Genomic DNA, 24,895 nt, shown 5'->3' with positions numbered 1-24,895 from the left:
CCTTCAATTATAGGGCCGCACATCCTAAACGTCGTGTGAATGACCAGTTTCTGGGTCCATCAAACGGTGAGCATGCAGAATAAAGAAACGCATCTCGGCATTATCAACAGTACGTTGAGCTGCTGCTTTCCATGCATTGTAAGCCTCTTCATGCGACCCGAATGCACCCACAAATTCTACAGCTTTGAGATCTTCAAACTCGATACCGGTGACATCTTTTAATTCTCCACCGATGACCAGGTGCAATAATTGGGAACTGGATTTTGGTGCTGATGTGTTCATAGGATCCAACTTCGTTTTTGCTCGATTTATGTTTTGATGTGCCGTACCGACAAGCTTTTCCTCTTTAGGATCAGGTATCGGGGCGACTCGTACTTTGTCTATTAGCAATGGATGCAAGTTTTTGCCAGCGCCAACTACGCTTCTCTGGACCGGTATACGACCATTGAATACAAATTCGCGCCCTTTATGGTCAGTACACTGCCCACCTGCCTCTTTGAGTATCAATGTTGCCGCCGCTAAATCCCAATCACACTTATTGCTCAAAGCCACCACAGCATCCCATTGCCCACTTGCAACCAACGCTATTCTATAGGCGACGGCGTTTGGAATAGGATCGGCTAATTGCAATTTGGGCCAAAGCCAATCTGGATATTCAGGGTAAGGCTGAAACTGCGTTGGATGTCCAATCATCTTGCAATCAACAATTTCCTGTGCACCAGAAGCATAAATAGGCTCACCATTCAAAAATGCGCCGCCGCCCTTGCTAGCTTCAAACATTTCATCTGTGGAAGGATTGTAAATGACACCCGCAACGGATTCATCATTGTAAAGCAGCGCGATAGACACACAAAAATATGGCTGACCTGCAATGAACGCTTTTGTGCCATCAATAGGGTCGACAACGAACACGCGCCCCATATCACGATTATCAGAATCATCTTTCGTTTCTTCAGATAGCCATCCATAAGTTGGCCGTTGAGAAAGCAACCTAAGAGCTATGCGATCATTGACCTCAATATCCGCTTGCGTAACCGGATTATTGGGTGATTTGTCCCATTTTTTAGCGCCTTTTTGAAACCAAGTTAACGCCAACTCACCTGCTTCCTTCGCAACATCGCGCAAAAGATTGAGATCATCTTCTAAGGAAGCAGCAGTGTTTTTAGAGTCCGGCAAGCGACATCCCATCAATGAGAATACTTGGCGCATTTGTCGACCCACGGTTTTCAAGGTCTGAGCCAGGAATTAGTCTTTTAAACATGGATGGCAAATCACCCGCTATGGTTACTTCAGATACAGGATGAACAATATCACCACCTTCAAACCAGAAACCAGATACCCCAACAGAATAATCACCTGTATTTGAGTTGATCGAAGGACCAAACATATCTGTCACAAGCAAACCGCTTCCAGCTTGTTTCATTAATCCTGCCTGATCTAATTCACCAGCCGCAAGGTTTAAATTGGTTGTGGTCACACCCGGAGGGTCACCAAATCCAGAAGAAGCCATTCCATTGGGTTTCAATCCCAACTGTTTAGCTGATGGACCAGATAAGAGCCACTGGGTGAGCACACCATCATCAATTAATTTCTTTTTTGATACAGGTCGCCCTTCACCATCAAACCAACGAGACCCCCAACCAGAAATTTCCAGCGGATTATCAATGATATCAACCCCTGCAGCAAAAACCTGCTCGCCCATTTTATCTTTCAAGAAAGACACACCGCGTGCGACAGCAGGCCCAGATATAGCACTGACAAAAGATGATATTAGCCGACTGGAGAGACGGTTATCGTAAATAATTGCTGCGGTCTGAGACTTTATTTTTTGCGCACCCAATCGCGCAACAGCGCGCTGCCCTGCTGACAATCCCACAGAAGCTGGCGTTGGCATATCTGCATATTTACGTTTTGCCCAACTGTCATAATCACGTTCCATCGCTCCATCTTTTTGAGCGATAGCCATCACAGCAACAGATGTTGATCCACCAACTTTCTTTGCCGAAAAACCGTTGGAAGCCGCAACATACCCTGTCGATGCGCTCCATGTTGCGCCAGCATGACCAGTTTGTTGAACACCAGACACTTCAAGCGCAGCAGCTTCAGCTTCCAACGCTCGTTCCTTTAGCAAATCAGCTGAGGGACATTCATCGCCTTCAAGCATAAGATTCACATATTCAGTCGCGATTTCATCTGCAGGCGTAATACCACAATATTTATCTTCAGGTGCCGCTTTGGCCATTGCCACAACGCGCTCCACCATAGCCTTTAAGCCATCTGGAGACATATCTGAACCCGACACATGCGCCTGACGTTGACCAACCAACGCACGCAGAGATACGCCGCCTGCTTCTTCACGCTCCACCCCCTCAAGGGCACCATTGCGAACCTCAACGCTCAAGCTTTCGCTCGTTGCCAAGCTAGCATCTGCCGCATCAGCGCCGGCTTTGATGGTTGCTTCAATGAGGGATGATAAAATGTCTGCTTTATTTTCTTGTGTCATGATTAACGGTATGGACCGGACAGCTAAAAACTACAACGCGCCAAATAAATTTGAATGCATTTTTTTTGATCTACAATTGCATTTCTTTGATCATTCTCCGTCCATTCACTGTGCGCTAATTGCGAGATTGGTTAGGACTATGAAAATGTAGAAATGACAATTTATCCCAATACCCACGCTGAAACACGATTTTCTCGTCCTTGATCTCAAAATACCCATGCCCTTTGAGACCATTGGGATCTTTCCATTCAAGCGTTGCCCAGTGATTTTCGCCTTCTATTTTCTCGATAATACAAAACATCTGCGCTTCTTCAAACTCTTGTTGAAAAGCTTCTCTTATGTTCGAACGCCCGATAACAGGCTGCTGCATCATTAAATGGTTTGTTGCGCCTTCCGCGTATAGCGAAGCTAGCAATTGCGCATCGGCCCTATTGAAAGCATCCACCCAAGCTTCAATCAATTGTTTTGATGCGGTCGCGATCATCTTTGCATATATCCTATTTGGTGCCTTATCCAGATAGAGATTCGTCTGCGCAAACAATAAAAAAGCCTGCCACAATCAATTGTAGCAGGCTCGGATCTCAGCAATCTACCGGAATAAATTAATTATCGCGCGCGTCTGGCAAGCGATCATTAATGTCGTCGCGAATATCGAGCAATGTCACGATCAATCCACACAAGATTGTTGCAACAAACCATCCGACAGCCAAACCAGACAACACGGCAACCAAACCTTCGCCTGTTTCAGTTAGACGACGACCTACCAGATCAAAAAATGTCTGATTTACAGTTTGTCGTTCAATGTAAGTACCGAGTGCAAACACAATGATTACCGCAAAATATGCGATGTAAACAAGGCTGCGAAAGCTGTTAATGATGAAGAACTTCATAGCGAACCTTTTATCCTAATTCTGCGCCTGAGCATACTTTTGGCTGATTGCAGATCATTTTCAAGTGTTTTCCCCCATATCGGGTAATTAATAAACACCTTACTCCCGGCGGAGTATGCGATCTACCATCATTTTGGCTTTCCAAGTAGCTAAAAACTCAGCTTTCACTGCTTCTCGATCATAAGGACCGTCAATCCACTCAAGGAAAGTCAGCGGTGTTTCACCTTCTGGAGTCTGCTCGACGAGGTCGATGTATTGCTGAAAGAAAAAATCCAGCATTCCGGTTTTACCTTGTTTAACGTGAAGATATTTAAACGATAGCTGCTCTACCGCTTCTGCTATTGGCAGGCCCTGCCGAAAATGCATGTATAATACTGACATAATACCAGCGCGATCCGCACCCGATTTACAATGCATGAATGCAGGATAAGCAATATTATCGAATAGATACTTTGCATCGTGTATCTTCTTGGGCGTCGGCGTATCTCTAGAAAACATCTGAAAATCGATCAGATCAATACGGTTTTCTTCGCAAGCTTCTTTCTCCAATACATAATAACCTTTGGGGCTTTCTCCGCGCAGGTTAATAATGGTTTTAATGCCCAGCTCTTTTGCATAAGCCGCCACCTGTTTGGGCGAGGGCTGATTCCCGCGATACATTTCATCAGATATTTGATGCAAATTGCGAAATCTGAGCCGTAAAAACCCGTGATCTCCCCACATTAGATCATGATTTGCCAATTTGCGGCCTTCAGGGGTCGAAATATCACGTGGTTCTTTTAGTTTCTTGCCCAAGATTCTAGCTCTCTGTCTGATAATTTAGGATCGTATTGGCAAATACGCGTACACGTCAGCAGAGTAAAGGCTTGTATCTCATGACAAACTGGCAGATGTTCTGCTCCACTCACGCCAACCCGCAGTGACGAGTAGATGTAAAACTGATGATAAAGTCCATTTTCCGATCCCAAATCCTGCAATCCATTCTTGGTTGGATATTGTGGGCTTACATGGCGCTCATGGTCCGCACGAGCAAATGGACGATTGAAGGAGAAGAAATTCTTCAAGACCATTTTGAAAACAATAAAGGCGCAATCCTCGCAGCATGGCATTCACGTATTTTTGTCATGTCTGTACTGCCTGCAAAAATCACATCCCGCTGGAAAAAAGCAGAGAACCCGATCTCAATGATTATCTCTCAATCAAGGGATGGCGCTTTTATCACTCAAGCGGCTATCCATTTGAACCTCAACCCGATTAGAGGCTCTGCTGCCAATAAAAAGAAAAAGAATAAAGACAAGGGCGGCACTGAAGCCCTCCGCCTTGCCACCAAAGCGCTTAAAAAAGGCGGCGTAGTTTGTATGACACCGGATGGTCCACGTGGCCCACGTGAAGAAGCGGGTCTAGGACCAATCCGCATTGCCCAACTCACGAACACGCCTATCATTTTATGGGGTGTTTCCGCCGCTCCATCTAAACGTCTAAAAACATGGGACCGCCTTGTTCTTCCGGGATTGTTCTCGAAAGGTAGTGTTGTGTTTGCTGGCCCAATGGAAGTGCCGCGTTCAGCGGATGCTGAGGAATTGCGGGCCGAACTAGAAGCCCGCCTACGAGAGGTTACACGTCGCGCGGATAAACTTGCTGGCCTCGAAGCTTTGCCCTATCCAGAAAAAGCCTCTTCTCCACAATCTCAAGATGGCAATACATCCACGCAAGCGGCTAACGACTAAATGACATTCAGTCTATTTGCATATTCCATTATCACTCGACTACTAGAACCCTTCGCAGGGGTTATGCTCAACAAACGCGTTAAATCCGGTAAAGAGCGACAAGAGCGTCTCGCAGAACGATTTGGAAAAACAAACAAATCTCGACCATCGGGCAAGCTCATCTGGATGCATGGGGCAAGCGTTGGCGAAACAGCCATGCTATTGAGCATATTCAACAAATTACAAACATCCTACCAAGACTATCATCTTCTTGTCACAAGTCAGACTTTAACTTCTGCAGATATGATAGCTTCAAAAGCCAATCCCAATATCACCCATCAAATGGCACCAATTGATACGCCCAAAGCGATTGAAAATTTCCTATCCCATTGGCAGCCTGATATTGCTGTTTTTGCAGAAGGTGAAATCTGGCCAAATCTCATACGCAGAACACGCAAAAAAAACATCCCCCTCAATTTCATCAATGCGCGTATGACAACAAAGACATTGAACGGGTGGAAAAAACGCAAGAATGCAGCAAAAGCAATTTTCAATTGCTTCAACTTTATCGGTGCGGCAGACACACAAACGGCCAATGGATTGGGTAAAATTCTCAACAAGCCCATTGATACGATTGGCAACCTAAAACGTGCAATCGAAGCCCCCTCTTGCGACCCACAAGAATTGACAAACTGGCAAACCTCAATTGCAGGCCGTCAGTGTTTTCTTGCCGCTTCCACCCATTCGGGTGAAGACGCAATTGTAATAAATGCTTTCAAAAAGCTTAGTGCAAAAACCAGTAATGCTTTCCTTATCCTTGCACCTAGACATCCTGACCGCGCACCTGAAATTGAAAAACTGCTCACCGATTCCAGATTAAATTTTGAAAAGCGCTCCATAATCAATCAGACAGCCTGTGCAGCCCCTGTTTTGCTTGCAGACACGATTGGTGAAATGGGGTTATGGATGCATTTAGCGAAAGCCATATATCTTGGCGGTGCTAACAAGCCAGACGTTGGTGGGCACAACCCGATAGAACCACTCAAACTGCGCAAACCAGTTTTCACCGGCCCGCATTCTTTTAATTTTGCTGACTTGATACAAGCTTTGCAACCATGCAAAGCAATCTCCATCGGCAATGATGCAGAAGCTTTGTTTGCGTTTTGGGATGATATTTTATCTGAGAACGCTGACTACAACCCAGATTGGGCATGCGTTGATTCAGTCTTTTCAGCAGTTGATGAACCGCTCACTCTGACGTTACATACACTCAGAGCACAGTTAGAGGAGTAGAGTATGCAAGAACCAGCTTTCTGGCGCGAAAGAGATAGAACCAGCCGCTATGCAGCTCCCTTGATCAGATCACTTCTGACCCCTTTCTCTATGGCTTATTCTTTTGCCGGCAAATATCGCCTCGATAAAACACAACCAGAAACAGTGGGTATACCTGTCATCTGCATCGGCAATTTAACTGTTGGAGGAACAGGAAAAACGCCGCTCACCACATATATTCGTGATGTCTTGCTTGCTGACGAAAACATTCGGGTCGCAACACTCTCTCGCGGTTATGGCGGCAGTATGAAAGACCCTGTCCGCGTCGATGTTGATCAACATACTGCAGCAGATGTAGGTGATGAGCCATTAATGATGGCGCGCACCGGCGAAAACTGGGTCGGAAAAGACAGAGTCGCCGCTGCAGAAGCGATGGAACATGCCGGCGTTGACCTTATCTTGCTCGACGATGGCTTTCAAAACCCAACTTTGGCCAAATCAGCATCCATTCTGGTGATCGATTCTTCTGCTCCATTTGGCAATGCATTCGTATTTCCCAAAGGCCCATTACGCGAACCAATTGAACAAGGCATTCAACGTGCCGATATCATTATTTTGCTAGGCGATGGCCCTGTCCCCACCGAAATTGGCGGTTTCGCAGGACAAATAATGCGCGCACGCATCGTACCTCATGAAGCGCCTCATCCAGGAAAATATATAGCATTTGCAGGAATTGGACGTCCAGAAAAATTCTTTGATACACTCGCCTCTTTCCCAGACGTTGAAGTGGTTGAAGGCATTCCTTTTCCTGACCACCATGTCTATTCTGAGGGCGATTTATCCTATCTAAGGCAATTGGCCCGCACACGCGTTGCCACCTTAATCACCACAGAAAAAGACTATATTCGCCTACCTGAAAAACAGCGCGGTAAAATCCATACACTACCAGTGACAATTTCATTCGACTCCTCAGAAGATGAAGCTCGTTTAAAAGCAGCTCTTCTAGCGCAATTGCCATCCCCCAAATGACGCAGAATGAAAACTCCTCCAGCTCAGGAAACGAGACTGAAGCAGCCTATAAACGCCGCACTTTCATAGATAGCCGCGCCACCTTCCGTGAGCGCGCGCAATGGCGTGTGGAAGCTTTTGCGTGGGATCACATATACTGGAACCGCTTCTCCAAAAAAACGATCGACCAAGCTTCAGATGACGGCGCAAAGCTCATCCGCAAGCTTGGCCCCATTTTCGGTAAAAGCGCCCACCGCACCGCCACACGTAACCTTGCCATGGCCTTTCCCGAATGGAGCAAAGAACAAGTAGAAGAATGCGCTCTCAAATCATGGGAAAATTTTGGCCGCATTGCAGGCGAACTGCCCCATGTCCACAAAATCCGCGTCGATGGCGATGACCCACGCCTTACCGTTGAAGGCGCACACCATGTCGACGCCATCAACGCATTGGGCAAGCCATGTGTCATTATCTCCTGCCATATGGCAAATTGGGAGGTTATGGCCCAACCGATCACATCGCGTTTAAAAGACTGCGTGATCACTTATCGTTCTGCCAATAATCCCCACATTGATAAGCGCATTGCCGATGCGCGTTTGCAAAATTCAGTCGGCACACTCGCCGCCAAGGGCAATGGCACACGCGACCTTATGCGTGCTCTCGCGAGTAAGCGTTCTGTGGCGTTGATGAATGATCAAAAATACAATGAAGGCGTGCCAATTCCTTTCTTTGGGCATGATGCCATGACTGCCCCCGGCCCCACACGCATGGCGCACCGCTATAAGATTCCGCTTCTGCCTATTTCAACGCGCCGCACAGCCCCCGCACGCTACACCGTCACATTCCACGCCCCGATCTGGACCGACCAGGCCATGAGCGCTGAGGAGGCCGTTGCAGACACACTCCCAAAAATCACAGCTTGGACGGAATCCCAAATCCGCGCCGCGCCCGACCAATGGTTCTGGCAACACAATCGCTGGCCAAAAGAAGCGTGGAAACAGGCTGGGGTGATGTAGGTTCAGATAACAGAATTATAATAATTAGTTACCAGAAGCTCACTTTCAAAATACATTTATTGACCGCAGAATACTCAAGTTTCATAACGCCCCGCCTCCACGGATCGAATAAAAACAAGCATTGCTCTAATTTGTTCAAAAACGTATCGTGCCTCTACATTTGTAAGTATTTGGTTGTCGTGAGCTAATGACTTATTGTTTCTAATTTCATTGAAACTTTCAAACAAGCTAATAGCTGATTTCATAGATCTTTCAGTAAATTCGGATAATTCTTGCTCTTTAGCTAGTTCCTTACGGTATTTCCCAAATCGAGAATGCAATGCTTCTTCTGTTCCACACGAGACTTTCCTCACATCAAGTAAATGGTTAAATTTTTTCATGCAATACGTGTGCAGATGGTCCATAGCCACTTCTGGCTTTTTGACAATTAGGCTTCGCTCTATGTCATGAATCAGCTCGTCCAAAGTTCGATCGGGTTTAAAAGCATCTATTCCATCTGTTTTGATAATATCCGCACCGTTTTCAATGGAAGAAATTACAGCTAAAAAATCTTTGGTGGTAACAGGGGTATTAATACCTGCATCCGGCTGCATAGAAAGCAATGCTTCCCTTCTATCCCACAAACCTCGAAGTACTTTAACTGCTGTGTACGCATCTTCTATTTCTAACAATGCAATTAGCCGGTTACCTTTTGAGGTTCCGTTAGATTTGTATTTGCTTTGATCAAAATCTATCCTGAACTCATCTTCAAAAAACTCTAAAATAGTTCTGTCGCTAAAATCCAACACGTAACCCAATCCGTTTGGAAAGGCCATTACATCCCTAATAAGTCTTTTCTGAGCGTGAGAAAGTTTCGCCATTGCAACTACTGCTTTTCTTTAAAACGAAATCTAATTTAATACTAAAACATTGCATTGAGTGTTTCTAAAATACAGCATTTTATTTCAGACTTAAAAAAGCTCTTGCTTTCAATTCTCTCAGAAGCTCACCCGAACCTCCCCCAACGTCAACGCGAAACTATTGCTCATTTACCAACCGACACAACATAGACGCGCCTCAAATTCGATCAAAAACAGCAAAAACGCCTATTTTTATGCGTTTTCCCAAATATTTTCTATTTACATCTGCCTCCATTTTCCACAACATGCGCCCACGCCGACAGCCTAACGCCTTTGTGCGTTCGCCTGTTAGCATTGGTGATGACATGTAATTGTCCGAGGGGTCAGACAATTGCAAACGATATCATCGGGCAAATGTTGAGGTGTGTGTCATAACGACCTTCAGCGACAAGCGAGAAGTTTGGCTGGGCTGGCCAGACTTCTCGCGCCACTTTCAAAATCATTTCCGATAGAAACAGCAATAACCGACATGCATGCGTGTCGGATAAGTTTGCACATATCCATATAAAGCAGCGCAGCATTCCGGCGATTTAAGCTTGATAAATAACGCTTATTGCGCGTCTAAGTCGGCCAATTCCAACACGATTGCCGGATCAATATAAAAATCACCATTGCGATCATCTCGTGCCGTGTTGCGCCATTTTACGGCCCAGTGCAAATGCGGCCCTGTTGTGCGGCCTGTATTCCCAGTCGCCCCTAAACGTTCGCCGGTTTGCACACTTTGCCCCGCAGCAACATCCACTTGTGATAAATGCATGAACACAGAAACCAGACCATACCCATGATCTAGGAAAATTGAGCCACCTTCATAATAAAGGTCAGGATCGCCTAAAATCACAGTTCCACTCATTGGCGCGATTAAATCTGTTCCCACAGGCACAGCCATATCTAGGCCGCGATGCACGCTTGTGGACTCACATTTTTTGCCAGTTATTTCTGACACACCTGTATAATGGCGGGTTGGTCCAAATGGACTGCTATAGGGACCATCAGCCGGCTTTAAAAAAGATATTTGCTTAGACACAGGCGCATTGAGACTGGCAAAAGCATCCACTTTTTTAACCCACGACTCACCAGCATGTTTCTTCTGTTTTGGTGTGCGCGCATCGACTTTATCGCAATTCATACCCGTCAATTCACGAAAATCATCCTTACGCGCCGCAACAGGGATTTCAAACTTTTCAAAAGCCTCAACGCCATCAATTGACCAAGACACAATCGCAGGTGAAGCGGCATTTTGCTTCAATCCAATCGTTGCCAGACCACTTTCCCCAACAATCGCCATAGCTTGGCCGTTTAAGGCAACACGCGCTCCAATCGGCAGCTGACAAACTATCAAACCACCTTGCTTCGCATTTTTAGAGCATTTGCTTTCAACCGGTGGCGTGATCGCTTGATCATCGACAATCTTTTCATTGCTGACTTCCTCCGCAAGCGGAACAGCATCTTCAACATCAGGCTCCGTCACAGCAATTTCAGGTGCACTTTGCACTATCGCTTCATCCGCATCAGAAACCGGCGCACAGGCTATCATCACGCTCAGGCCAATTGCACAGGAAGAAATCAAAAGGCGTTTCATATCGGTCAAATCGCTTCTCGCATTTGCTCTAAAAAAGGTGGCGAACTTCAAACCTAAATTTGTGTCATGAACCCAGCATTAAGCCTCACCACGACTGTCCAATTTACGCAGTTGGTTGCATTTCTTTCCAGCGCTTTACAGCAGCTTCTGCATCCACATAAGGTTCTTGCAGATCAACGCTCCAATATTTCAAATCCTCAAGCAAAATCTGTTCATTCGTCACAGCACAAATGACGAATTTTCCCATTTTTAGGATTTCAAAATCAGCATCAAGATACTTTATTTTCGCTTCTCCGGGGAGACCTGAAGGCAACATATTCATTTCCTTTTAGACCTCACAAAGATGGAGGCATCAATTTTAAGTCCAGCATTTTGCATGATCGCGAAGATCATAACTGATTATTCTTTTTAAAACAGATCACCCTGCCCACCGGACCCAGATGGAGGTTTAACTATTTTTTTTGTCGGTGCACTCGCAATCCCGCCCAATTGCGTGGTCTGAGGCTCCGTTTCGCGCACAATACGCGGCGCTTCTTGCGGCGTCTTCGGATCAGATGTCACCCGCACTTCGTCATCAATAAACTGCAAGCGCAATCTCTCAGATGAATCAACATCGCTTGCATGACGCACCAATTCACCATTCATGCGCTGAACCAACACAAACCCTCGAGCCAACACATTCTCATGTGATACGGACGACAAGAGACGGTTCACCGTTTCTAAATTCTCATATTTCTTGCCAATCAAGCGCTCCATAGCCACAGTTGATCGATGAAATGTCGCCTCAACCAAATCTTGCTTACGCCCAAAAGTATTGCGCGGATCCCGTGCTAGGAAGCGGCCATATATGCCATGCAAAAGCTTAGAGCGGTCGCCCGCATCTCTGCGAAGCGCAAAACTTGCTCGCATATACAAGGTGTCTAGCGCTGTTTTACGTCGCACCATTTCTCTTTGCAAAGCTAATGGCTGAAGCCCGCTTGATGCCTGCTGCAAGCGGCTACGCATACGCACGACAATATCCTTAAGCGCAAACCCAAGTTTTTCAGATGCATAGTCCAGTCGCTGACGCACACCTTGCACCAACATTTCAGGCCGAGGCATCCGCGCAGTCACAGCTCTCAACTCAACCTTACTTGTATCAACACCGCGTTGCAGCGCTCTTTTCCCACGCGCCCCCAATGCATCAGTGGTCGCAATCAGTTCAGCACGCACAGGCAGCGCAATTTCAGCTGCCCCTGTCGGTGTTGGTGCACGTCGGTCTGAAACAAAATCAATGAGTGTCGTATCTGTCTCATGGCCAACAGCAGAAATGATCGGAATTTCGCTTTCAAAAACAGCGCGAACAACGTCCTCATCATTGAACGGCCATAAATCCTCAACAGATCCACCGCCCCGCGCAACAATAATCAAATCGGGCCGCTTTATTTTCCGCGCCGCTGGTCCAATCGCATTAAACCCGCGAATTCCTCCTGCCACTTGAGCAGCCGCATGCTCACCCTGCACCAATGCCGGCCAGATCAAAACGTGCGTAGGAAAGCGTTCTTTCACACGATGCAGAATATCACGGATCACAGCCCCCGTCGGGCTGGTAACAACACCTATGGTTTCTGGCAAAAACGGCAGTTCTTTTTTGTGCTCAGGATTAAACAACCCTTCAGCCGCCAATTTTTTCTTGCGTTCTTCAAGCAATTGCATCAACGCGCCAACGCCAGCTGGTCGCATAGATTCCGCGATCATCTGATAATTAGAGCGGCCAGGATATGTTGATAAACGTCCCTCAGCGATCACTTCCAATCCCTCTTCAGGTTTGAATGGAAGTTTGGATACCTGCCCTTTCCACATAATCGTGTTGAGCACTGCTTTATCATCTTTTAAATCGACATAGAGATGGCCCGACTTTGCCAGCGTCACACGTCCCAATTCACCACGCACCCGTACATAGGAATAAGCATCCTCCACGGTTCGCTTTAAACGATTGGAAAGTTCAGAAACTGACATTTCTGGTGAATTGGAGTGAACCTCCCCGACACCTGATTTTTCAAGTTCATTTTCTGTGGTGTTTTTTTGTGCATCAAAAAGATCAGACATATCCTTTAAATAAAGAATCCCAGCCAACGGGTCAAACCAAGATTTACCATATTCACAGCTCAATCAGTGTGTTTTGCAATAAAATCCATTGTAGACACACGGTTTTGCTTTCAATCAAGTCTTGACGGCGGGGCATTCAAGCGCCAATGACTTTTTCCCATGAAAATACTTATCGTCGGCGGCGGTGGCCGCGAACATGCGCTGGCTTGGCGGCTTAACAAAAGCCCTAAAGTCACTTCAATCCTATGTGCCCCGGGAAACCCCGGAATGGCGAATGTCGCTCGGTGCATCCCGATTAAAGCTGAAGACATTGATGGTCAGGTTCGCCTCGCAAAAGACGAACGCCCTCATCTAGTCATCATCGGGCCTGAAGTGCCCCTTGCCATGGGATTGGCCGACAAACTGCGAATGGCTGATATTCCAGTATTTGGCCCATCTAAAGCTGCTGCTCAATTGGAAAGCTCAAAAGGTTTTTCGAAGGACTTAATGAAAGCATGCGGTGTACCCACAGCTGAATATGGCCGATTTACAGATGCAGCTGAAGCTAAAGCATTTCTCGATAAATTCTCAGCTCCCTATGTGCTCAAAGCAGATGGCCTTGCAGCTGGTAAAGGCGTTGTCATCGCAGAAACACGCGAAGAAGCGGAGAGCTCTATTGACGACATGCTCGCCGGTCAATTTGGCGAATCTTCCGCTGAACTCGTCATCGAAGAATTCATGCATGGTGAAGAAGCTTCTTTCTTTGCATTAACAGACGGGAACACCGCCGTCGCGCTCGCTGGTGCTCAAGACCACAAACGTGTTGGTGATGGCGATACAGGCGTGAATACAGGCGGTATGGGTGCCTATTCGCCCGCCCCAATTCTTGATGCAGACATGCAAGAACGTGTCATGACAGAAATCGTTAATCCGACGATAAAAGGCATGCGCGATATGGGTATTCCATATACAGGCGTTCTATATGTTGGATTGATGATCGGCCCTGACGGCAATCCGCGCGTCGTTGAATATAATTGCCGCTTTGGTGATCCTGAATGTCAGGTCATCATGGCACGTCTTAAAGGCGAAATTCTGCCGTTAATGCTAGCATGTGCAACCGGCTTTGACCTAGCTGATTGTCGTCGCCCCGAGCGTTTTGAAGATGCAGCCGTATGTGTCGTCATGGCGACAAACGGCTATCCTGCTGCCTATGAAAAAGGATCTGTCATCAAAGGGCTGGATGAGGCTGAAGCAAGCGCTGAAGGTGTCGTCGTCTTTCATGCTGGTACAGCTGAAAAGAATGGCGAAATTGTCGCCGCTGGTGGCCGTGTATTAGGTGTAACAGCACTTGCTGACACAATCACAGATGCAATCGACAAAGCGTATAAGGCTGTTGACAAAGTTGATTGGCCTGAAGGCTTTTATCGCAGTGATATCGGCTGGCGCGCCAAAGGTCGCGGATAAAATTAACAAAAATTAACCTTGTTTAGGCTTGTTCTTTCGCAACGTAAATATCGTTAATACTTCCGTAGGGGCGAATTGGGTCGCCTCTAAAAAAGCTTACATCAAAAATGATGGAGCAATTGGGAGGAAATCATGAAAAAATTTATCCTTGCGGCAGTATCTGCAATTTTTCTTGCTGCGCCAGCCTATGCTGGAAGCATGACAATTGAGTTTGCACCAGAAGACGGTGACAAAGTTACAATCATTCTAGATTCCACTGCACAAACAGCCACAATTGGTGACCAAACTTCACCCTATTCTTGGGACGAAACAGGCAAAACACTTTGCGGTGGTGAAGCAGAACAAAAAGTTTGTGTCACTTTTGATGAAGTTTCACATGATGTCGGTTTCACCACAGGCTATACAAGAAATGATGGCGTAACTGGAACTGCCACAGTGATTTCTGTAACGGAATAACTTCATAGACATTATTAATAAAAAAGGCTCTCAATTTTTGAGAGCCTTTTTCTTTGCTTTGTTTTTCAGCTATCTGCTATCTACGCCCTTTAGGTCCGCCCGATTTTCCGCCCTTATTGAAACGATCCGTTTTTGAACTAGACCCACCCCGTTTGGGAGCTGGTCTTACACCTGCTGGACGCGGTTTTCCGCGTGTCGCACCTGCACGCTCATTCCAAGGCAATCCACCATCACCGCGAGAGCCAATTTCACCGGAGCTTGTTTTACCCTTTTTCTCCTGACGACGTTCGCTTAAAGAACGTGGACGCACAACATCCTCTTTAGTTGGGTGCGCAGTATTCCCCTTAGCTCTTGCGCGATCGCGGCGAGACCCAGCTGTTTTAGGGCGTTGCGGCAACTCACGTCTTGTTCCGTCAGCTTCCGTTATCCAAACTGCATCTGCCTCTTTACGCGGTGCCGTCGTCTTACGCGTTTTAGCTAGACTGGCTGGCACAACGGCTTCGCCTGGTTTAGCCGGTTTGCTGAAATCACGCGGCTCAGGATTAGTCTCAACCCCCTCACGCAATGCTGCATACCGGTGCGGTGTTTGACGTTTGTGCGAACGCTGCGCTGGCTCTCTTCCTGAGCTTGGCTTTTCAAACTTTTCACCACGCAATGGTTTTATCGTTGCAGCAGGCTTCTTTGCAGGTGCTGTTTGTGAAGTATCTTCATCACGTCCCTTTGTGCGCCTACGCTTTGTATCTGGTTCCATGTAGGATTGAGGCACACTTGCAGGATCAGGGCGCCGTTTACGAGATATGCTATCACCAAATTCAGACAATAATTCGCCAGCTGGTATCTCTGCTACGCCGCCTTCAACAAGGTCACCCAATTCAAAGGGACCGTAAGATACACGGATCAAGCGGTTCACAATCAGGCCAACACTTTCCAAGGCACGACGCGCTTCGCGTTTCTTACCTTCAGTCAGTGTCATATCAATCCAGTTATTGTCACCTTTGGTTTTATCCAAAGTTGCAATGATAGAGCGATATACAACGCCTTCGAACAAAACACCTTCTTGAAGTTTATCTAATTCAGGCTGCGTAATTTTACCAAAAGCGCGCGCACGATAACACCGCTTCAAACCCGTTGTTGGCAATTCAAGCGTACGCGCCAATTCGCCATCATTTGTCAGCAATAAAAGACCTTCTGTATTCAGGTCCAATCGCCCAATCGTCATCACGCGCGGAAGCTTTTTCGGCAGATGTTCAAAAACAGTTGGCCGCCCTTCAGGGTCTGAATTCGTTGTCACAAGGCCTTTGGGTTTATGAAAGCGCCAGAGACGTGTTTTATCTGGACCACCTACACGCTTACCTTCAACCGTAATTTTTTCATTACCGGTTACCTTAAAAGCAGCGCTATCAAGCACCTGCCCATTTACAGCCACGAGCCCTTCTTCAATAAGGCGCTCAGCTTCTCGGCGTGAACACACACCAGCAGCAGCTAGCCACTTTGCAATGCGTTCGCCTTTGGACCAATCTGGTGATTGAACTGATTTTTCAGCAGGCTTGTTTGTTGATTGAGTAGATTTGGGCTTACGGCCCGTCTCGCGACGCTCCGACATATAATTCTCCAGTCATAATTCGAGCTTATGCTCGTCAAAGTAAGGGAGCAGCATGTATCAAACAATTGCAGACAACTCAAGCTGGAAAACCCTATCTCACCCAATCTGCATATTGGCAAACCAGACGCATTGCCGTTAAAGACGCTTCATGTCGTTACTCATCGCTTTTCTTATTCTCATAACCACAATTATCACCGCATTCATTTCTGGCATTTTTGGAATGGCAGGTGGATTAATTTTGATGGGTGTGCTTGCTGCTGTCGTTTCAATCCCGCAAGCGATGATTATTCACGGAGCTATACAATTTGTCGCCAATGGTTGGAGAGCATTTCTACTGCGCAGACACATAAACTGGACACTCATTCGACACTATATCGTAGGTGCTTTGATAGCGATTGCACTTCTTTGTTTTGTAAATTGGGTTCCAGACAAGCCTACACTCTATCTCATTCTAGGCTTACTTCCTCTGCTTATATGGCTACCCAAAAACCTGTTTCATGCTGATATCCTTAGAAAAACCGATAGTATAATAGCCGGCTTTCTTGTCTCTGGATTAAATACTTTAGCTGGTGTTGCAGGGCCAATGCTAGATATTTTCTTTGTCCGTTCAGACCTCACCCGCCAAGGCATTGTCGCCAATAAATCAACAACGCAGGCACTCGCCCACCTTATCAAAATTGGTTTCTGGACCGGTCCAGCAATTCAGGCTGCTGGCATGTCCGCACTGCCACCATGGTGGTTTTTAGTTGCAGCCATGCCCGTATCAATGACCGGTACATGGTTGGGCGGGCTCGTCTTGCACAGAATGAATGATGTTAATTTCAAACGCTGGATGAAATGGCTAGTCACAGCGATTGGCGTCGTCTTTCTGTTGCGCGCCGCTGGTATTTTTTAATATATTTCAACGCCTTGATTTAAAGAATGCTTTCAACATCTTACCAGCCTCACTCGCAAAACGTGTGTCCTGTTCCCATTGGGATCGCCAATGACATGTTGATTGCTCAAAAAATTTGGGCCCGTGTTTAATTGCACCACCTTTTGGATCATCTGCCGCAAAAACAACTTTCCCGATACGCGCAAAACTAATCGCGCCAGCACACATGGCACATGGCTCCAGCGTGACATATAGCTCCAAGTCAGGCAGGCGATAATTATCAACAGACGCGCATGCATTTCGAATAGCAACGATTTCAGCATGTGCAGTTGGGTCGTGTGCCCCAATAGGACCATTACGCCCCTCACCCACTATGTTTCCCGTGACCGGGTCGACAATAACAGCCCCAACAGGCACTTCGCCGGCCAGCGCGGCTTCTTCAGCCAACTTCATCGCGCGCGCCATATATGGCATTTGTTCAGCTTCTTTCATCAATTACCCATTCCCAAATCATATCTGACAGTGCTAACGCATTTCTTATGAGAATTGTAAGCGGAAAACTCAAAGGTCGTTCGATCATCACACCCGAAGGTCGCGACACTCGTCCCACGTCTGATAGAGCACGTGAAGCCATGTTCAATATATTGGCACATGCAGCATGGGCTCCGCCTATCGAAGACGCACGCGTGATAGACCTTTATGCTGGCTCAGGAGCGCTTGGGTTTGAAGCCCTTTCGCGGGGGGCAAGTTATTGTCTGTTTGTAGAAACACACGTTAAAGCGCGCGGCGTTATTCGTGAAAATATCGAAAAATTCCAGCAATTTGGCACTACACGTATCCACAGACGATCTGCTGTAGATTTAGGTAAACGCCCGGCAGGTGCCGGTGAAAAATTCGATATTGCATTTATGGACCCGCCCTATGGGTATGAACTTGTTGACCCTGCAATTACTGAGCTTGTCAAAGGTGATTGGCTAGCTGACGATGCTATTATCGTTGCCGAAGTATCCAAGGATGATCCAGAACCCAAATTCCCAGGTTTTGAAGTCCTGCATGAAAAAAGCTATGGCGCTGCCCGAGTGTATATGGCGAGGGTCGTTAAACCCGATGATGAAGAAACCAGCACCCCCAAAGAAGACACGACGCAAAACGAATAATTCGACAGGCCTTCTTCTATGCCCTTCCGCCTCAAAAGATCAGAAGCAGACATACGCCAGGCTTTAGCTGATAGAGATATTCCTGACGCCATCACTGATTATCTGATGGATGAACCAGAAGCACCTCAAGCCTATGAAATGCTCACTTGGTTTGTCGTGATGCTTTGGTTTGCTGGCATTTTTGTTGGTGTACAATATCTGTGGCCAATACTCGTCGATTTCTCCAAATCTGCTGCTCTTGCCCACGCAAAAACAACCAATGCGATTTTGTTTGACTATAGCTTTGGCCCCGCCCTTATGCTGGGTGCATTGGCGTGGGTATTTATCTGTTTATCAATTTTAGGAATAATCCTAGCGGTAAAACCCAATCTCAAAAAATCCGTTTTCACCGGATTAGTCACAGACAAGGTGAATGGATTTATAGTGCGTCATTTTTTTAAAAAGGCGCGCAGCGATAAATCGTTAGATATTACCAAACCCGAAAATTTCGTCTCATCCTTTTTCAACCACATGACCAGCTTCATGGAATGGCAAGCAATCCTGTTATCAGTTTTTACAGCTGGCATTATGTATCTGGAATTTCAATCTCACACTGTGGTGAGCAAACAAAGTGTTGAAAAACAACATATTATTCCGTTTATATCACCAGAAATACAACTCCTGTCTGAAGCTAAATATGTCGAACTTGGCTGCAATTACACCGACGAGAATATGAGCCATTTAAACTACACAATTCATTTTTTAGATGGCACAAAAATCGACCTTGGTGCGACTTTTCCTGTTGAAGGCCAATGGATAGATCAAGCAGAAATCATCGACAAAATTCTGGTTCAAAATGATGTTGAATTTCGCCGCTGGACATGGCCTGGGCGCACCTCGCTTCATCCAGAGTGTATCAATAAATACGTAACAAAATTTGAGCCCGACGGAAATGTTCGTGTGAACAATTTACTGCGCACCAATCAATTCTAACGCCCAATCGACTTACTAATTATAATTTAGAATCTTACACTCTTGAATATTTATATAACATGTTATATTTAAATCTCAAAGCTCGGTTTGGAAGAAAGATATGGTAAAAGATATATTGGAAAATGCTGGCTATTTGGCATTAGGCAGTCGGCTAAAACGCCTAGCAGAACGCCTTCAAGCAGATGCCGCAAGATTACACGAAGCACACGGATTTAGCATCCAACCTAGCCAATTCCCCCTATTGAAAGCCATCGACACACTTGGATCAATTACTGTTGCGCAAGCAGTTGAAGCTCTCGGTGTGAGCCAACCGGCAGTCACACGCACGTTGAATACGATTATTGAATCGGGCCTTGTCACCACTCGTGCTGACGACAAAGATCAACGTGTAAAATGGATAGAATTGACTCCCAAGGGCGAAGCAACGCTTGAGAGTTTGAGAGAAAATCTGTGGCCCCATGTGCAAGAAGCCGCCAAACAAGCAAGTTCGTTTCCTACTGGTGCTTCTCCTATGAATCTATTGGATGCCCTCTCCCGTTTAGAACAAAACCTCAATGAATCTTCCTTAGAAGAACGTGTCCTAAAAATAAGCAATCCTAATCCCGTCGAAATAGTTGATTTTACAGATGATCTTGCTCAGAATTTTCATGACATCACTGAACAATGGGTGTCTAGCATGTTCAAACTAGAGCAAAATGATCGTGAAATTATTGAAAATCCACGTAAGCTTATCATTGACCGTGGCGGCGTTATTCTTTTCGCTAAAACACCACAATTTGGTGTGGTTGGAACTTGTGCATTAATCAAAATAGAAGACGGAATATTCGAACTCACAAAAATGGGTGTAACAGATAATGCGCGCGGCTTGAAAATCGGTGAAAAATTGCTTCAAGCCACCATCAATCGTGCAAAAGAAATGAACCTGACATGCATGTACCTTCTAACGAATAAGAAATGTGAGGCAGCTATACACCTTTATGAAAAGAACGGCTTTATTCATGACCCATATATCATGGAACACTTTGGAGCACGATATGAACGCTGCAACGTAGCCATGTCTTACCCGTTATAAGTTTGCTGCAAGCTTCACCTACTAAAACACCAGTCTCTAGCAAAAGAAACTGGTGTTTTTACAATGGTCTTTTCAAAGATTAGACGCAGTGAACTATAAAGTTGGAATACGCAAAACCTGACCTGGGTAAATTTTATCTGGGTGAGATAGCATTGGCTTATTTGCTTCAAAAATCACAGGATATTTCATCGCATCCCCATACATCTCCTTAGCAATCTTGCTTAGAGTGTCTCCACTTTTCACAGTGTGGGTGCGAGTTGGTGAAATCTCCATTTTATCTTCAACAGAATCAACACCTTCTATATTTCCAGCAACAAGAATAAGCTTTTCACGTTCTTCTTGAGATAGAGCTTTTCCTGTTAGAACGACTTTATCGCCTTCTACAGCAACATCCACTTCATCTGTTTTGAAGCCGTGTTTTTCCATCTCATTTTTAAGGTTCTTCGCGTCTTCGTCTTTGTCTTTTCCAAAGCCGATTTTAGCACCAGCATCTTTTGCAAACTTGATCAGATTTCCAAACATTTAACGCCCCTCTTCTTATTGGCATACCTATCTCTAACATGGTGAATATGAACCTACAAAAACAATCAAGCTTTCTTCAACTGGCGACTCATTCCATTTAAAGTACATGGCAGATAAAATCCTAATATGCGGCGTAGACGAAGCCGGTCGAGGTCCGTGGGCTGGCCCTGTATGCGCAGGTGCAGTTATTCTAAATCCTTTAAATCCGATTGCAGGCCTCAATGATTCTAAAAAACTCAGTGAGAAAAAACGCGATAAACTTGCATTGCTTATAAAAGAATACGCCCTTTGTTGGAGTATTGGCTGGGCAAGCCCTGAGGAAATAGACGAACTAAATATACGCCAAGCAAACCACCTCGCCATGCAGCGTGCTGTGCAAGGCCTAGCTGTCGCGCCAGACCTCGCGCTCATCGATGGCAATGATGCGCCCCCACTAGATTGCCGCGCCGAAACGCTCATTGGTGGTGATGGCATAGAGGCATGTATCTCAGCTGCATCTATTTTAGCCAAAACAGCTCGTGATGCCAAAATGGTAGAATATGACCTTCAATACCCAGATTATGGGTTTGCAAAACACAAAGGCTATGGCGTGAAAGCACACTCGGAAGCGCTAAAACGCATCGGTCCATGCCCTATTCATCGTATGACATTCAAACCAGTGCGAGCAGCCAAACAACAGCTAGATAATTAAGCTGGCATAATGCCCGGCTGCACAGGCACCCAGATGTCTATTTCGCCTTCACGGGTTTGTGGATTATAGCGCGCATCATACACCTCAAACTCAGGTGTCATTGCAAAAACCTCAATAATCTCTAGCCCCAAGCTCTTTGGAAATTCTACAAAAATCCAATCCCAAGTCTGTTGAATGTTTGAGACATCGCCCTCATGCGTCACGACGAGATAATTCTGGTCAGGTATCACCATACGATCAAAATCTTTATCAAGGCCGTCAAAACTCGTCACTTTGATGCCCGCAAGATAATCTACATCTCCATCCGGATTGCTTGCACCAATGACACCATAACACGCATCCGTCACTGCATTGGCAACTTCTGCGATTTGCGGGCCAAATGCTTTCCATAAAGCAGGAATGCCATCAATTTTTTCATCTGCATCAAACTGTTTACGTAAACCAGCAACTGAAAATCCTTCACGGAATTCATATCTCGTTTTTGGTGTTTTGTATTCTTGATCAGCCATCAACGTCTTCCAAATAAGCGTTCAATATCAGCGAGTTTCAGCTCTACATATGTTGGACGACCATGATTACACTGTCCTGAATGAGGTGTATTTTCCATCTGTCGCAATAAAGAATTCATCTCTTCACCAGTGAGCCGCCGTCCAGCGCGTACAGAACCGCGACATGCCATATTGCCCATGACTTCTTCAAAACGTTCTTTTAGGGCAAGTCCGGCATCATATTCTGCAAAATCATCAGCAAGGTCTTTAATCAATCCGACCGCATCCATATCCCCAAATAATGCAGGCGTCGCTCGAACTGCAATGCATCCCACACCAAAAGGTTCGATTTCCAGCCCTAACTCTAGCAATTCTTCGGAACGTGATAGAACGCGCATTGCCTCGTCTTCGGTCAATTCAACAATTTCGGGAATCAATAATGCCTGACGTTTTACTCCGTCCAGCTCCATTTGACGTTTCATTCGCTCATAAACCAAACGCTCATGAGCTGCATGTTGATCGACAATGACAATACCGTCATCAGTCTGCGCTACGACATATGTTTCGTGTAATTGTGCGCGTGCCACACCTAGCGGAAACCGGCTTAACTCCTGTGCTCGCTGGCTTTCCATTTCATTTGGTTCAACACGAGCAGACATATCAGATGTGGCTTCAAAAGCGCCAGATTGGCCATTATACAGTGGTCGTGCATCTTCTCTAAAACCGCCACTTAATCCGGTCGCATCCAAATAAGTATTTATCTCATCAGATGACGGACTGGCCGAAGGTCGCCATTGCCCACCGCTTGCTGATCTTCCCATTGTCGATTGCAAAACACTTGTGCCGGGCTGATACGCAGATTGCATTGGCCCGTTTGGCCCCATTTGCAATTCAGCCTGACGCGCTTGCGTCTCTGTTATGACGCGCCCTAATGCATCGCCAGCAACTGTTGTAGAAGCACGATGCCCAGCAGCGGCAAGCGTGTGCCGAAGGGCACCGATTAATAACCCACGTACATTTCCTGCATCTCTAAAACGCACTTCTGTTTTGGCAGGATGCACATTTACATCGACAAGCTCTGGATGCAAATCAACAAAAAGGGCCGCCATAGGATGACGATCTCGCGCAAGAAAATCTTGATAGGCTGCACGTATAACGCCTGTCAGCAAACGGTCTTTAACAGGACGACCATTTACAAACAAATATTGATGCTGTGCGTTCCCTCGATTTAACGTTGGTAAACCAGCAAATCCGGTGACGAACACGCCTTCACGTTCAGCATCTATTTCGCAGGCATTTTCGCGAAACTCTTTGCCCATAATCGCACCAAGACGCTTCAGGCGTGCTTCTTCAAAAGCACCGTCTTCAGGGGCTAAGTTAATCACTTTGCGGCCATTGGATTCTAAAACCATGCCGACATCAGCATTCGCCATAGCCAAACGCTTAACTGTGTCAGTGAGTGCCATCGTTTCAGCGCGCTCAGACTTCATGAACTTTAGCCGCGCAGGCGTTGCATAAAACAAATCTCGAACTTCAATACGCGTTCCGCTGTCTGAAAGGCCTGTCCATGCAGCAGGCAAGGGTCCCTCAACAACACCGCCTTCAATACGCAGCTGATAGGCTTCATCCGCCCCTTTTGCACGAGAGGTTATCGTCATACGAGACACAGAACCAATGGATGGTAATGCTTCGCCGCGAAAACCGAGCGTGTGAATATTTAAAAGGTCTACCCGTCCTTCAGCATCGGCTTGAAGTTTAGATGTCGCATGACGCTCAATCGCGATCGGTAATTCTTCAGCCGACATCCCCTTGCCGTCATCTTCAATGACCATTCGGGATAAGCCGCCGCCTTCAATCAAAACTCGTATATGGCGCGCACCTGCATCTAGTGCGTTCTCAATCAGCTCTTTTGCAGCCGCAGCTGGGCGCTCAACAACTTCACCCGCTGCAATGCGATTTATAGCATCGGCAGGTAATCGGTGGATACATGAAGAGGGCGTGTGTTCAGATAAGGTATCAGGCATAGTTAAAGCTTACCGCGCAACGCGATTCGTACCTAGTCCACAACGCATTTTGATTGTGTAAAACTCAAAATGTAATCCAGATGGATTTAAAGCCCAGGAAGTTTGCTCTCGCCAGCTTTGCGTTCAATCACAACATCACCGCCGCCAGTGGCATTATCAATCAATTCACGCTCAAGACGCTGTGCTTCATTGGCAGGCTCGATAATCGTTGCATCATTACCATCACCCTTGAAGAACAATATCTTGTCAGAAAGACTTTTGCTTTTGCGCAAAGTTCCTGTGGCGTCATAATCAACTTGTGCACGGATTTTAGGGTCAATCGCATCAGCATCAGCTTTTTGAACAAGCAAACGCTCACCTTCAGAAGCCTGAGACCCGACACGATCTCCAAACAAAATTGCGCGCGCACTATCGTCCGATTGCAGTTCAGCTGGAACCGCTTCACCAACAGCTGGTGGACGCAAATTATATTCAGGTGGAACACTCAAAGGCGCTTTACGAACCACACGAAACTCATCAGGGCCATTTGTACCATTAGAAGAACATCCGGATGCGACCATCGCTGCAACCGCTGCCGCAGTTAAACCCAATACTGATTTTTTCATCTGTCACGCCTTTTAATACACGTCGTT

Annotated in this window: 26 protein-coding genes; 11 read left to right on the top strand and 15 right to left on the bottom strand. The window is 46.3% G+C overall.

The annotated features are described in order from the left end of the window. Positions 1 to 24: 24 nt before the first annotated feature. From AC5EF3_RS12260 to AC5EF3_RS12240, 5 genes are all read right to left on the bottom strand, one after another. On the bottom strand, positions 25 to 1,209 hold the full coding sequence (locus tag AC5EF3_RS12260) for an inositol monophosphatase family protein (protein WP_493548246.1): 1,185 nt from the start codon (positions 1,207 to 1,209) through the stop codon (positions 25 to 27). Then, the gene (locus tag AC5EF3_RS12255) at positions 1,163 to 2,503 is read right to left on the bottom strand and encodes a TldD/PmbA family protein (protein WP_493548245.1); all 1,341 of its coding nucleotides are present in this window, start codon (positions 2,501 to 2,503) and stop codon (positions 1,163 to 1,165) included. The genes AC5EF3_RS12260 and AC5EF3_RS12255 overlap by 47 nt, the downstream gene beginning before the upstream one ends. A gap of 115 nt (positions 2,504 to 2,618) precedes the next feature. Continuing rightward, entirely contained in the window at positions 2,619 to 2,987 is a 369-nt protein-coding gene (locus AC5EF3_RS12250) for a YybH family protein (protein ID WP_493548244.1), read from the bottom strand. 118 nt (positions 2,988 to 3,105) lie between these two features. Further along, positions 3,106 to 3,393 carry a hypothetical protein gene (locus tag AC5EF3_RS12245; protein WP_015826851.1) on the bottom strand — a complete coding sequence of 96 codons (288 nt, stop codon included), beginning with the start codon at positions 3,391 to 3,393 and terminating at the stop codon, positions 3,106 to 3,108. 99 nt (positions 3,394 to 3,492) lie between these two features. Continuing rightward, a complete protein-coding gene (locus tag AC5EF3_RS12240) occupies positions 3,493 to 4,188 on the bottom strand; it encodes a fused DSP-PTPase phosphatase/NAD kinase-like protein (RefSeq protein WP_015826850.1) in 696 nt (231 codons plus the stop codon). Positions 4,189 to 4,334: 146 nt separating this feature from the next. On the opposite strand from AC5EF3_RS12240, the gene AC5EF3_RS12235 reads away from it, so the two are divergent. From AC5EF3_RS12235 to AC5EF3_RS12220, 4 genes are read left to right on the top strand one after another with little or no spacing between them, the layout of a single operon-like run. Then, a complete protein-coding gene (locus AC5EF3_RS12235; protein WP_493548243.1) occupies positions 4,335 to 5,120 on the top strand; it encodes a lysophospholipid acyltransferase family protein in 786 nt (261 codons plus the stop codon). Continuing rightward, positions 5,121 to 6,392, top strand: coding sequence for a 3-deoxy-D-manno-octulosonic acid transferase (locus tag AC5EF3_RS12230; RefSeq protein ID WP_493548242.1), 1,272 nt, complete (start codon positions 5,121 to 5,123; stop codon positions 6,390 to 6,392). It abuts the gene before it with no gap. A gap of 3 nt (positions 6,393 to 6,395) precedes the next feature. Beyond that, positions 6,396 to 7,400 (top strand): tetraacyldisaccharide 4'-kinase, encoded by a 1,005-nt coding sequence (gene lpxK, locus AC5EF3_RS12225; RefSeq protein ID WP_493548241.1) that lies wholly within the window; start codon positions 6,396 to 6,398, stop codon positions 7,398 to 7,400. Continuing rightward, a complete protein-coding gene (locus tag AC5EF3_RS12220) occupies positions 7,397 to 8,395 on the top strand; it encodes a lysophospholipid acyltransferase family protein (protein ID WP_493548240.1) in 999 nt (332 codons plus the stop codon). Before lpxK ends, AC5EF3_RS12220 begins: the two co-directional genes overlap by 4 nt. Before the next feature lie 74 nt (positions 8,396 to 8,469). Here the strand turns inward: AC5EF3_RS12220 and AC5EF3_RS12215 are convergent, their stop codons facing one another. The 4 genes from AC5EF3_RS12215 to xseA all read right to left on the bottom strand — a co-directional run bounded on the left by AC5EF3_RS12215 (position 8,470) and on the right by xseA (position 12,961). Next, a complete protein-coding gene (locus tag AC5EF3_RS12215) occupies positions 8,470 to 9,255 on the bottom strand; it encodes an abortive infection family protein (RefSeq protein WP_493548239.1) in 786 nt (261 codons plus the stop codon). A 589-nt stretch (positions 9,256 to 9,844) separates the two neighbouring features. After that, positions 9,845 to 10,873, bottom strand: a complete 1,029-nt coding sequence (locus AC5EF3_RS12210) for a M23 family metallopeptidase (protein ID WP_493548309.1) — start codon at positions 10,871 to 10,873, stop codon at positions 9,845 to 9,847. A 103-nt stretch (positions 10,874 to 10,976) separates the two neighbouring features. Continuing rightward, positions 10,977 to 11,189, bottom strand: a complete 213-nt coding sequence (locus AC5EF3_RS12205) for a DUF2093 domain-containing protein (RefSeq protein ID WP_015826842.1) — start codon at positions 11,187 to 11,189, stop codon at positions 10,977 to 10,979. 92 nt (positions 11,190 to 11,281) lie between these two features. Then, positions 11,282 to 12,961 (bottom strand): exodeoxyribonuclease VII large subunit, encoded by a 1,680-nt coding sequence (xseA, locus tag AC5EF3_RS12200; RefSeq protein WP_015826841.1) that lies wholly within the window; start codon positions 12,959 to 12,961, stop codon positions 11,282 to 11,284. A 159-nt stretch (positions 12,962 to 13,120) separates the two neighbouring features. On the opposite strand from xseA, the gene purD reads away from it, so the two are divergent. Both purD and AC5EF3_RS12190 read left to right on the top strand, forming a co-directional pair. Continuing rightward, entirely contained in the window at positions 13,121 to 14,404 is a 1,284-nt protein-coding gene (gene purD, locus AC5EF3_RS12195) for a phosphoribosylamine--glycine ligase (RefSeq protein WP_493548238.1), read from the top strand. A gap of 132 nt (positions 14,405 to 14,536) precedes the next feature. Further along, positions 14,537 to 14,860: a hypothetical protein gene (locus AC5EF3_RS12190; protein WP_493548237.1), complete on the top strand. Its 324-nt coding sequence runs from the start codon at positions 14,537 to 14,539 to the stop codon at positions 14,858 to 14,860. 76 nt (positions 14,861 to 14,936) lie between these two features. On the opposite strand, the gene AC5EF3_RS12185 is transcribed toward AC5EF3_RS12190, so the two are convergent. After that, positions 14,937 to 16,463, bottom strand: a complete 1,527-nt coding sequence (locus AC5EF3_RS12185; protein ID WP_493548236.1) for a pseudouridine synthase — start codon at positions 16,461 to 16,463, stop codon at positions 14,937 to 14,939. A gap of 148 nt (positions 16,464 to 16,611) precedes the next feature. On the opposite strand from AC5EF3_RS12185, the gene AC5EF3_RS12180 reads away from it, so the two are divergent. After that, positions 16,612 to 17,358: a TSUP family transporter gene (locus AC5EF3_RS12180; RefSeq protein ID WP_493548235.1), complete on the top strand. Its 747-nt coding sequence runs from the start codon at positions 16,612 to 16,614 to the stop codon at positions 17,356 to 17,358. A 6-nt stretch (positions 17,359 to 17,364) separates the two neighbouring features. Here the strand turns inward: AC5EF3_RS12180 and AC5EF3_RS12175 are convergent, their stop codons facing one another. Beyond that, positions 17,365 to 17,829: a nucleoside deaminase gene (locus AC5EF3_RS12175; protein WP_493548234.1), complete on the bottom strand. Its 465-nt coding sequence runs from the start codon at positions 17,827 to 17,829 to the stop codon at positions 17,365 to 17,367. A gap of 47 nt (positions 17,830 to 17,876) precedes the next feature. Here AC5EF3_RS12175 and rsmD point away from each other — a divergent pair, with 47 nt between their 5' ends. From rsmD to AC5EF3_RS12160, 3 genes are all read left to right on the top strand, one after another. Further along, the gene (gene rsmD, locus AC5EF3_RS12170; RefSeq protein ID WP_493548233.1) at positions 17,877 to 18,494 is read left to right on the top strand and encodes a 16S rRNA (guanine(966)-N(2))-methyltransferase RsmD; all 618 of its coding nucleotides are present in this window, start codon (positions 17,877 to 17,879) and stop codon (positions 18,492 to 18,494) included. Positions 18,495 to 18,512: 18 nt separating this feature from the next. Beyond that, the gene (locus AC5EF3_RS12165; protein WP_493548232.1) at positions 18,513 to 19,466 is read left to right on the top strand and encodes a hypothetical protein; all 954 of its coding nucleotides are present in this window, start codon (positions 18,513 to 18,515) and stop codon (positions 19,464 to 19,466) included. Positions 19,467 to 19,566: 100 nt separating this feature from the next. Continuing rightward, positions 19,567 to 20,538, top strand: a complete 972-nt coding sequence (locus tag AC5EF3_RS12160; protein ID WP_493548231.1) for a bifunctional helix-turn-helix transcriptional regulator/GNAT family N-acetyltransferase — start codon at positions 19,567 to 19,569, stop codon at positions 20,536 to 20,538. Between the two features lie 93 nt (positions 20,539 to 20,631). Here AC5EF3_RS12160 and lysM read toward each other — a convergent pair whose 3' ends face one another. Then, a complete protein-coding gene (gene lysM, locus AC5EF3_RS12155; RefSeq protein WP_493548230.1) occupies positions 20,632 to 21,060 on the bottom strand; it encodes a peptidoglycan-binding protein LysM in 429 nt (142 codons plus the stop codon). A 64-nt stretch (positions 21,061 to 21,124) separates the two neighbouring features. Here lysM and rnhB point away from each other — a divergent pair, with 64 nt between their 5' ends. Beyond that, positions 21,125 to 21,751, top strand: coding sequence for a ribonuclease HII (rnhB, locus tag AC5EF3_RS12150; protein ID WP_493548308.1), 627 nt, complete (start codon positions 21,125 to 21,127; stop codon positions 21,749 to 21,751). On the opposite strand, the gene AC5EF3_RS12145 is transcribed toward rnhB, so the two are convergent. The 3 genes from AC5EF3_RS12145 to AC5EF3_RS12135 all read right to left on the bottom strand — a co-directional run bounded on the left by AC5EF3_RS12145 (position 21,748) and on the right by AC5EF3_RS12135 (position 24,868). Continuing rightward, the gene (locus tag AC5EF3_RS12145) at positions 21,748 to 22,260 is read right to left on the bottom strand and encodes a GyrI-like domain-containing protein (protein ID WP_493548229.1); all 513 of its coding nucleotides are present in this window, start codon (positions 22,258 to 22,260) and stop codon (positions 21,748 to 21,750) included. The genes rnhB and AC5EF3_RS12145 overlap by 4 nt on opposite strands. Continuing rightward, complete coding sequence (gene mutL, locus AC5EF3_RS12140) at positions 22,260 to 24,263, bottom strand: DNA mismatch repair endonuclease MutL (RefSeq protein WP_493548228.1); 2,004 nt, start codon at positions 24,261 to 24,263, stop codon at positions 22,260 to 22,262. Before mutL ends, AC5EF3_RS12145 begins: the two co-directional genes overlap by 1 nt. An 86-nt stretch (positions 24,264 to 24,349) precedes the next feature. Further along, positions 24,350 to 24,868, bottom strand: a complete 519-nt coding sequence (locus tag AC5EF3_RS12135) for a DUF3035 domain-containing protein (RefSeq protein WP_015826828.1) — start codon at positions 24,866 to 24,868, stop codon at positions 24,350 to 24,352. Positions 24,869 to 24,895: the final 27 nt, after the last annotated feature.

This window comes from Hirschia sp. (assembly GCF_058892565.1).
This window is presented reverse-complemented; position numbering and strand designations above follow the sequence as displayed.

Bases quoted from the DNA above. Each gene is read 5' to 3' on its own strand.
- AC5EF3_RS12260 (WP_493548246.1), bottom strand. From the start codon at position 1,209: ATGCGCCAAGTATTCTCATTGATGGGATGTCGCTTGCCGGACTCTAAA.
- AC5EF3_RS12255 (WP_493548245.1), bottom strand. From the start codon at position 2,503: ATGACACAAGAAAATAAAGCAGACATTTTATCATCCCTCATTGAAGCA.
- AC5EF3_RS12250 (WP_493548244.1), bottom strand. From the start codon at position 2,987: ATGATCGCGACCGCATCAAAACAATTGATTGAAGCTTGGGTGGATGCT.
- AC5EF3_RS12245 (WP_015826851.1), bottom strand. From the start codon at position 3,393: ATGAAGTTCTTCATCATTAACAGCTTTCGCAGCCTTGTTTACATCGCA.
- AC5EF3_RS12235 (WP_493548243.1), top strand. From the start codon at position 4,335: ATGATAAAGTCCATTTTCCGATCCCAAATCCTGCAATCCATTCTTGGT.
- AC5EF3_RS12230 (WP_493548242.1), top strand. From the start codon at position 5,121: ATGACATTCAGTCTATTTGCATATTCCATTATCACTCGACTACTAGAA.
- lpxK (WP_493548241.1), top strand. From the start codon at position 6,396: ATGCAAGAACCAGCTTTCTGGCGCGAAAGAGATAGAACCAGCCGCTAT.
- AC5EF3_RS12220 (WP_493548240.1), top strand. From the start codon at position 7,397: ATGACGCAGAATGAAAACTCCTCCAGCTCAGGAAACGAGACTGAAGCA.
- AC5EF3_RS12215 (WP_493548239.1), bottom strand. From the start codon at position 9,255: ATGGCGAAACTTTCTCACGCTCAGAAAAGACTTATTAGGGATGTAATG.
- AC5EF3_RS12210 (WP_493548309.1), bottom strand. From the start codon at position 10,873: ATGAAACGCCTTTTGATTTCTTCCTGTGCAATTGGCCTGAGCGTGATG.
- AC5EF3_RS12205 (WP_015826842.1), bottom strand. From the start codon at position 11,189: ATGTTGCCTTCAGGTCTCCCCGGAGAAGCGAAAATAAAGTATCTTGAT.
- xseA (WP_015826841.1), bottom strand. From the start codon at position 12,961: ATGTCTGATCTTTTTGATGCACAAAAAAACACCACAGAAAATGAACTT.
- purD (WP_493548238.1), top strand. From the start codon at position 13,121: ATGAAAATACTTATCGTCGGCGGCGGTGGCCGCGAACATGCGCTGGCT.
- AC5EF3_RS12190 (WP_493548237.1), top strand. From the start codon at position 14,537: ATGAAAAAATTTATCCTTGCGGCAGTATCTGCAATTTTTCTTGCTGCG.
- AC5EF3_RS12185 (WP_493548236.1), bottom strand. From the start codon at position 16,463: ATGTCGGAGCGTCGCGAGACGGGCCGTAAGCCCAAATCTACTCAATCA.
- AC5EF3_RS12180 (WP_493548235.1), top strand. From the start codon at position 16,612: ATGTCGTTACTCATCGCTTTTCTTATTCTCATAACCACAATTATCACC.
- AC5EF3_RS12175 (WP_493548234.1), bottom strand. From the start codon at position 17,829: ATGAAAGAAGCTGAACAAATGCCATATATGGCGCGCGCGATGAAGTTG.
- rsmD (WP_493548233.1), top strand. From the start codon at position 17,877: ATGAGAATTGTAAGCGGAAAACTCAAAGGTCGTTCGATCATCACACCC.
- AC5EF3_RS12165 (WP_493548232.1), top strand. From the start codon at position 18,513: ATGCCCTTCCGCCTCAAAAGATCAGAAGCAGACATACGCCAGGCTTTA.
- AC5EF3_RS12160 (WP_493548231.1), top strand. From the start codon at position 19,567: ATGGTAAAAGATATATTGGAAAATGCTGGCTATTTGGCATTAGGCAGT.
- lysM (WP_493548230.1), bottom strand. From the start codon at position 21,060: ATGTTTGGAAATCTGATCAAGTTTGCAAAAGATGCTGGTGCTAAAATC.
- AC5EF3_RS12145 (WP_493548229.1), bottom strand. From the start codon at position 22,260: ATGGCTGATCAAGAATACAAAACACCAAAAACGAGATATGAATTCCGT.
- mutL (WP_493548228.1), bottom strand. From the start codon at position 24,263: ATGCCTGATACCTTATCTGAACACACGCCCTCTTCATGTATCCACCGA.
- AC5EF3_RS12135 (WP_015826828.1), bottom strand. From the start codon at position 24,868: ATGAAAAAATCAGTATTGGGTTTAACTGCGGCAGCGGTTGCAGCGATG.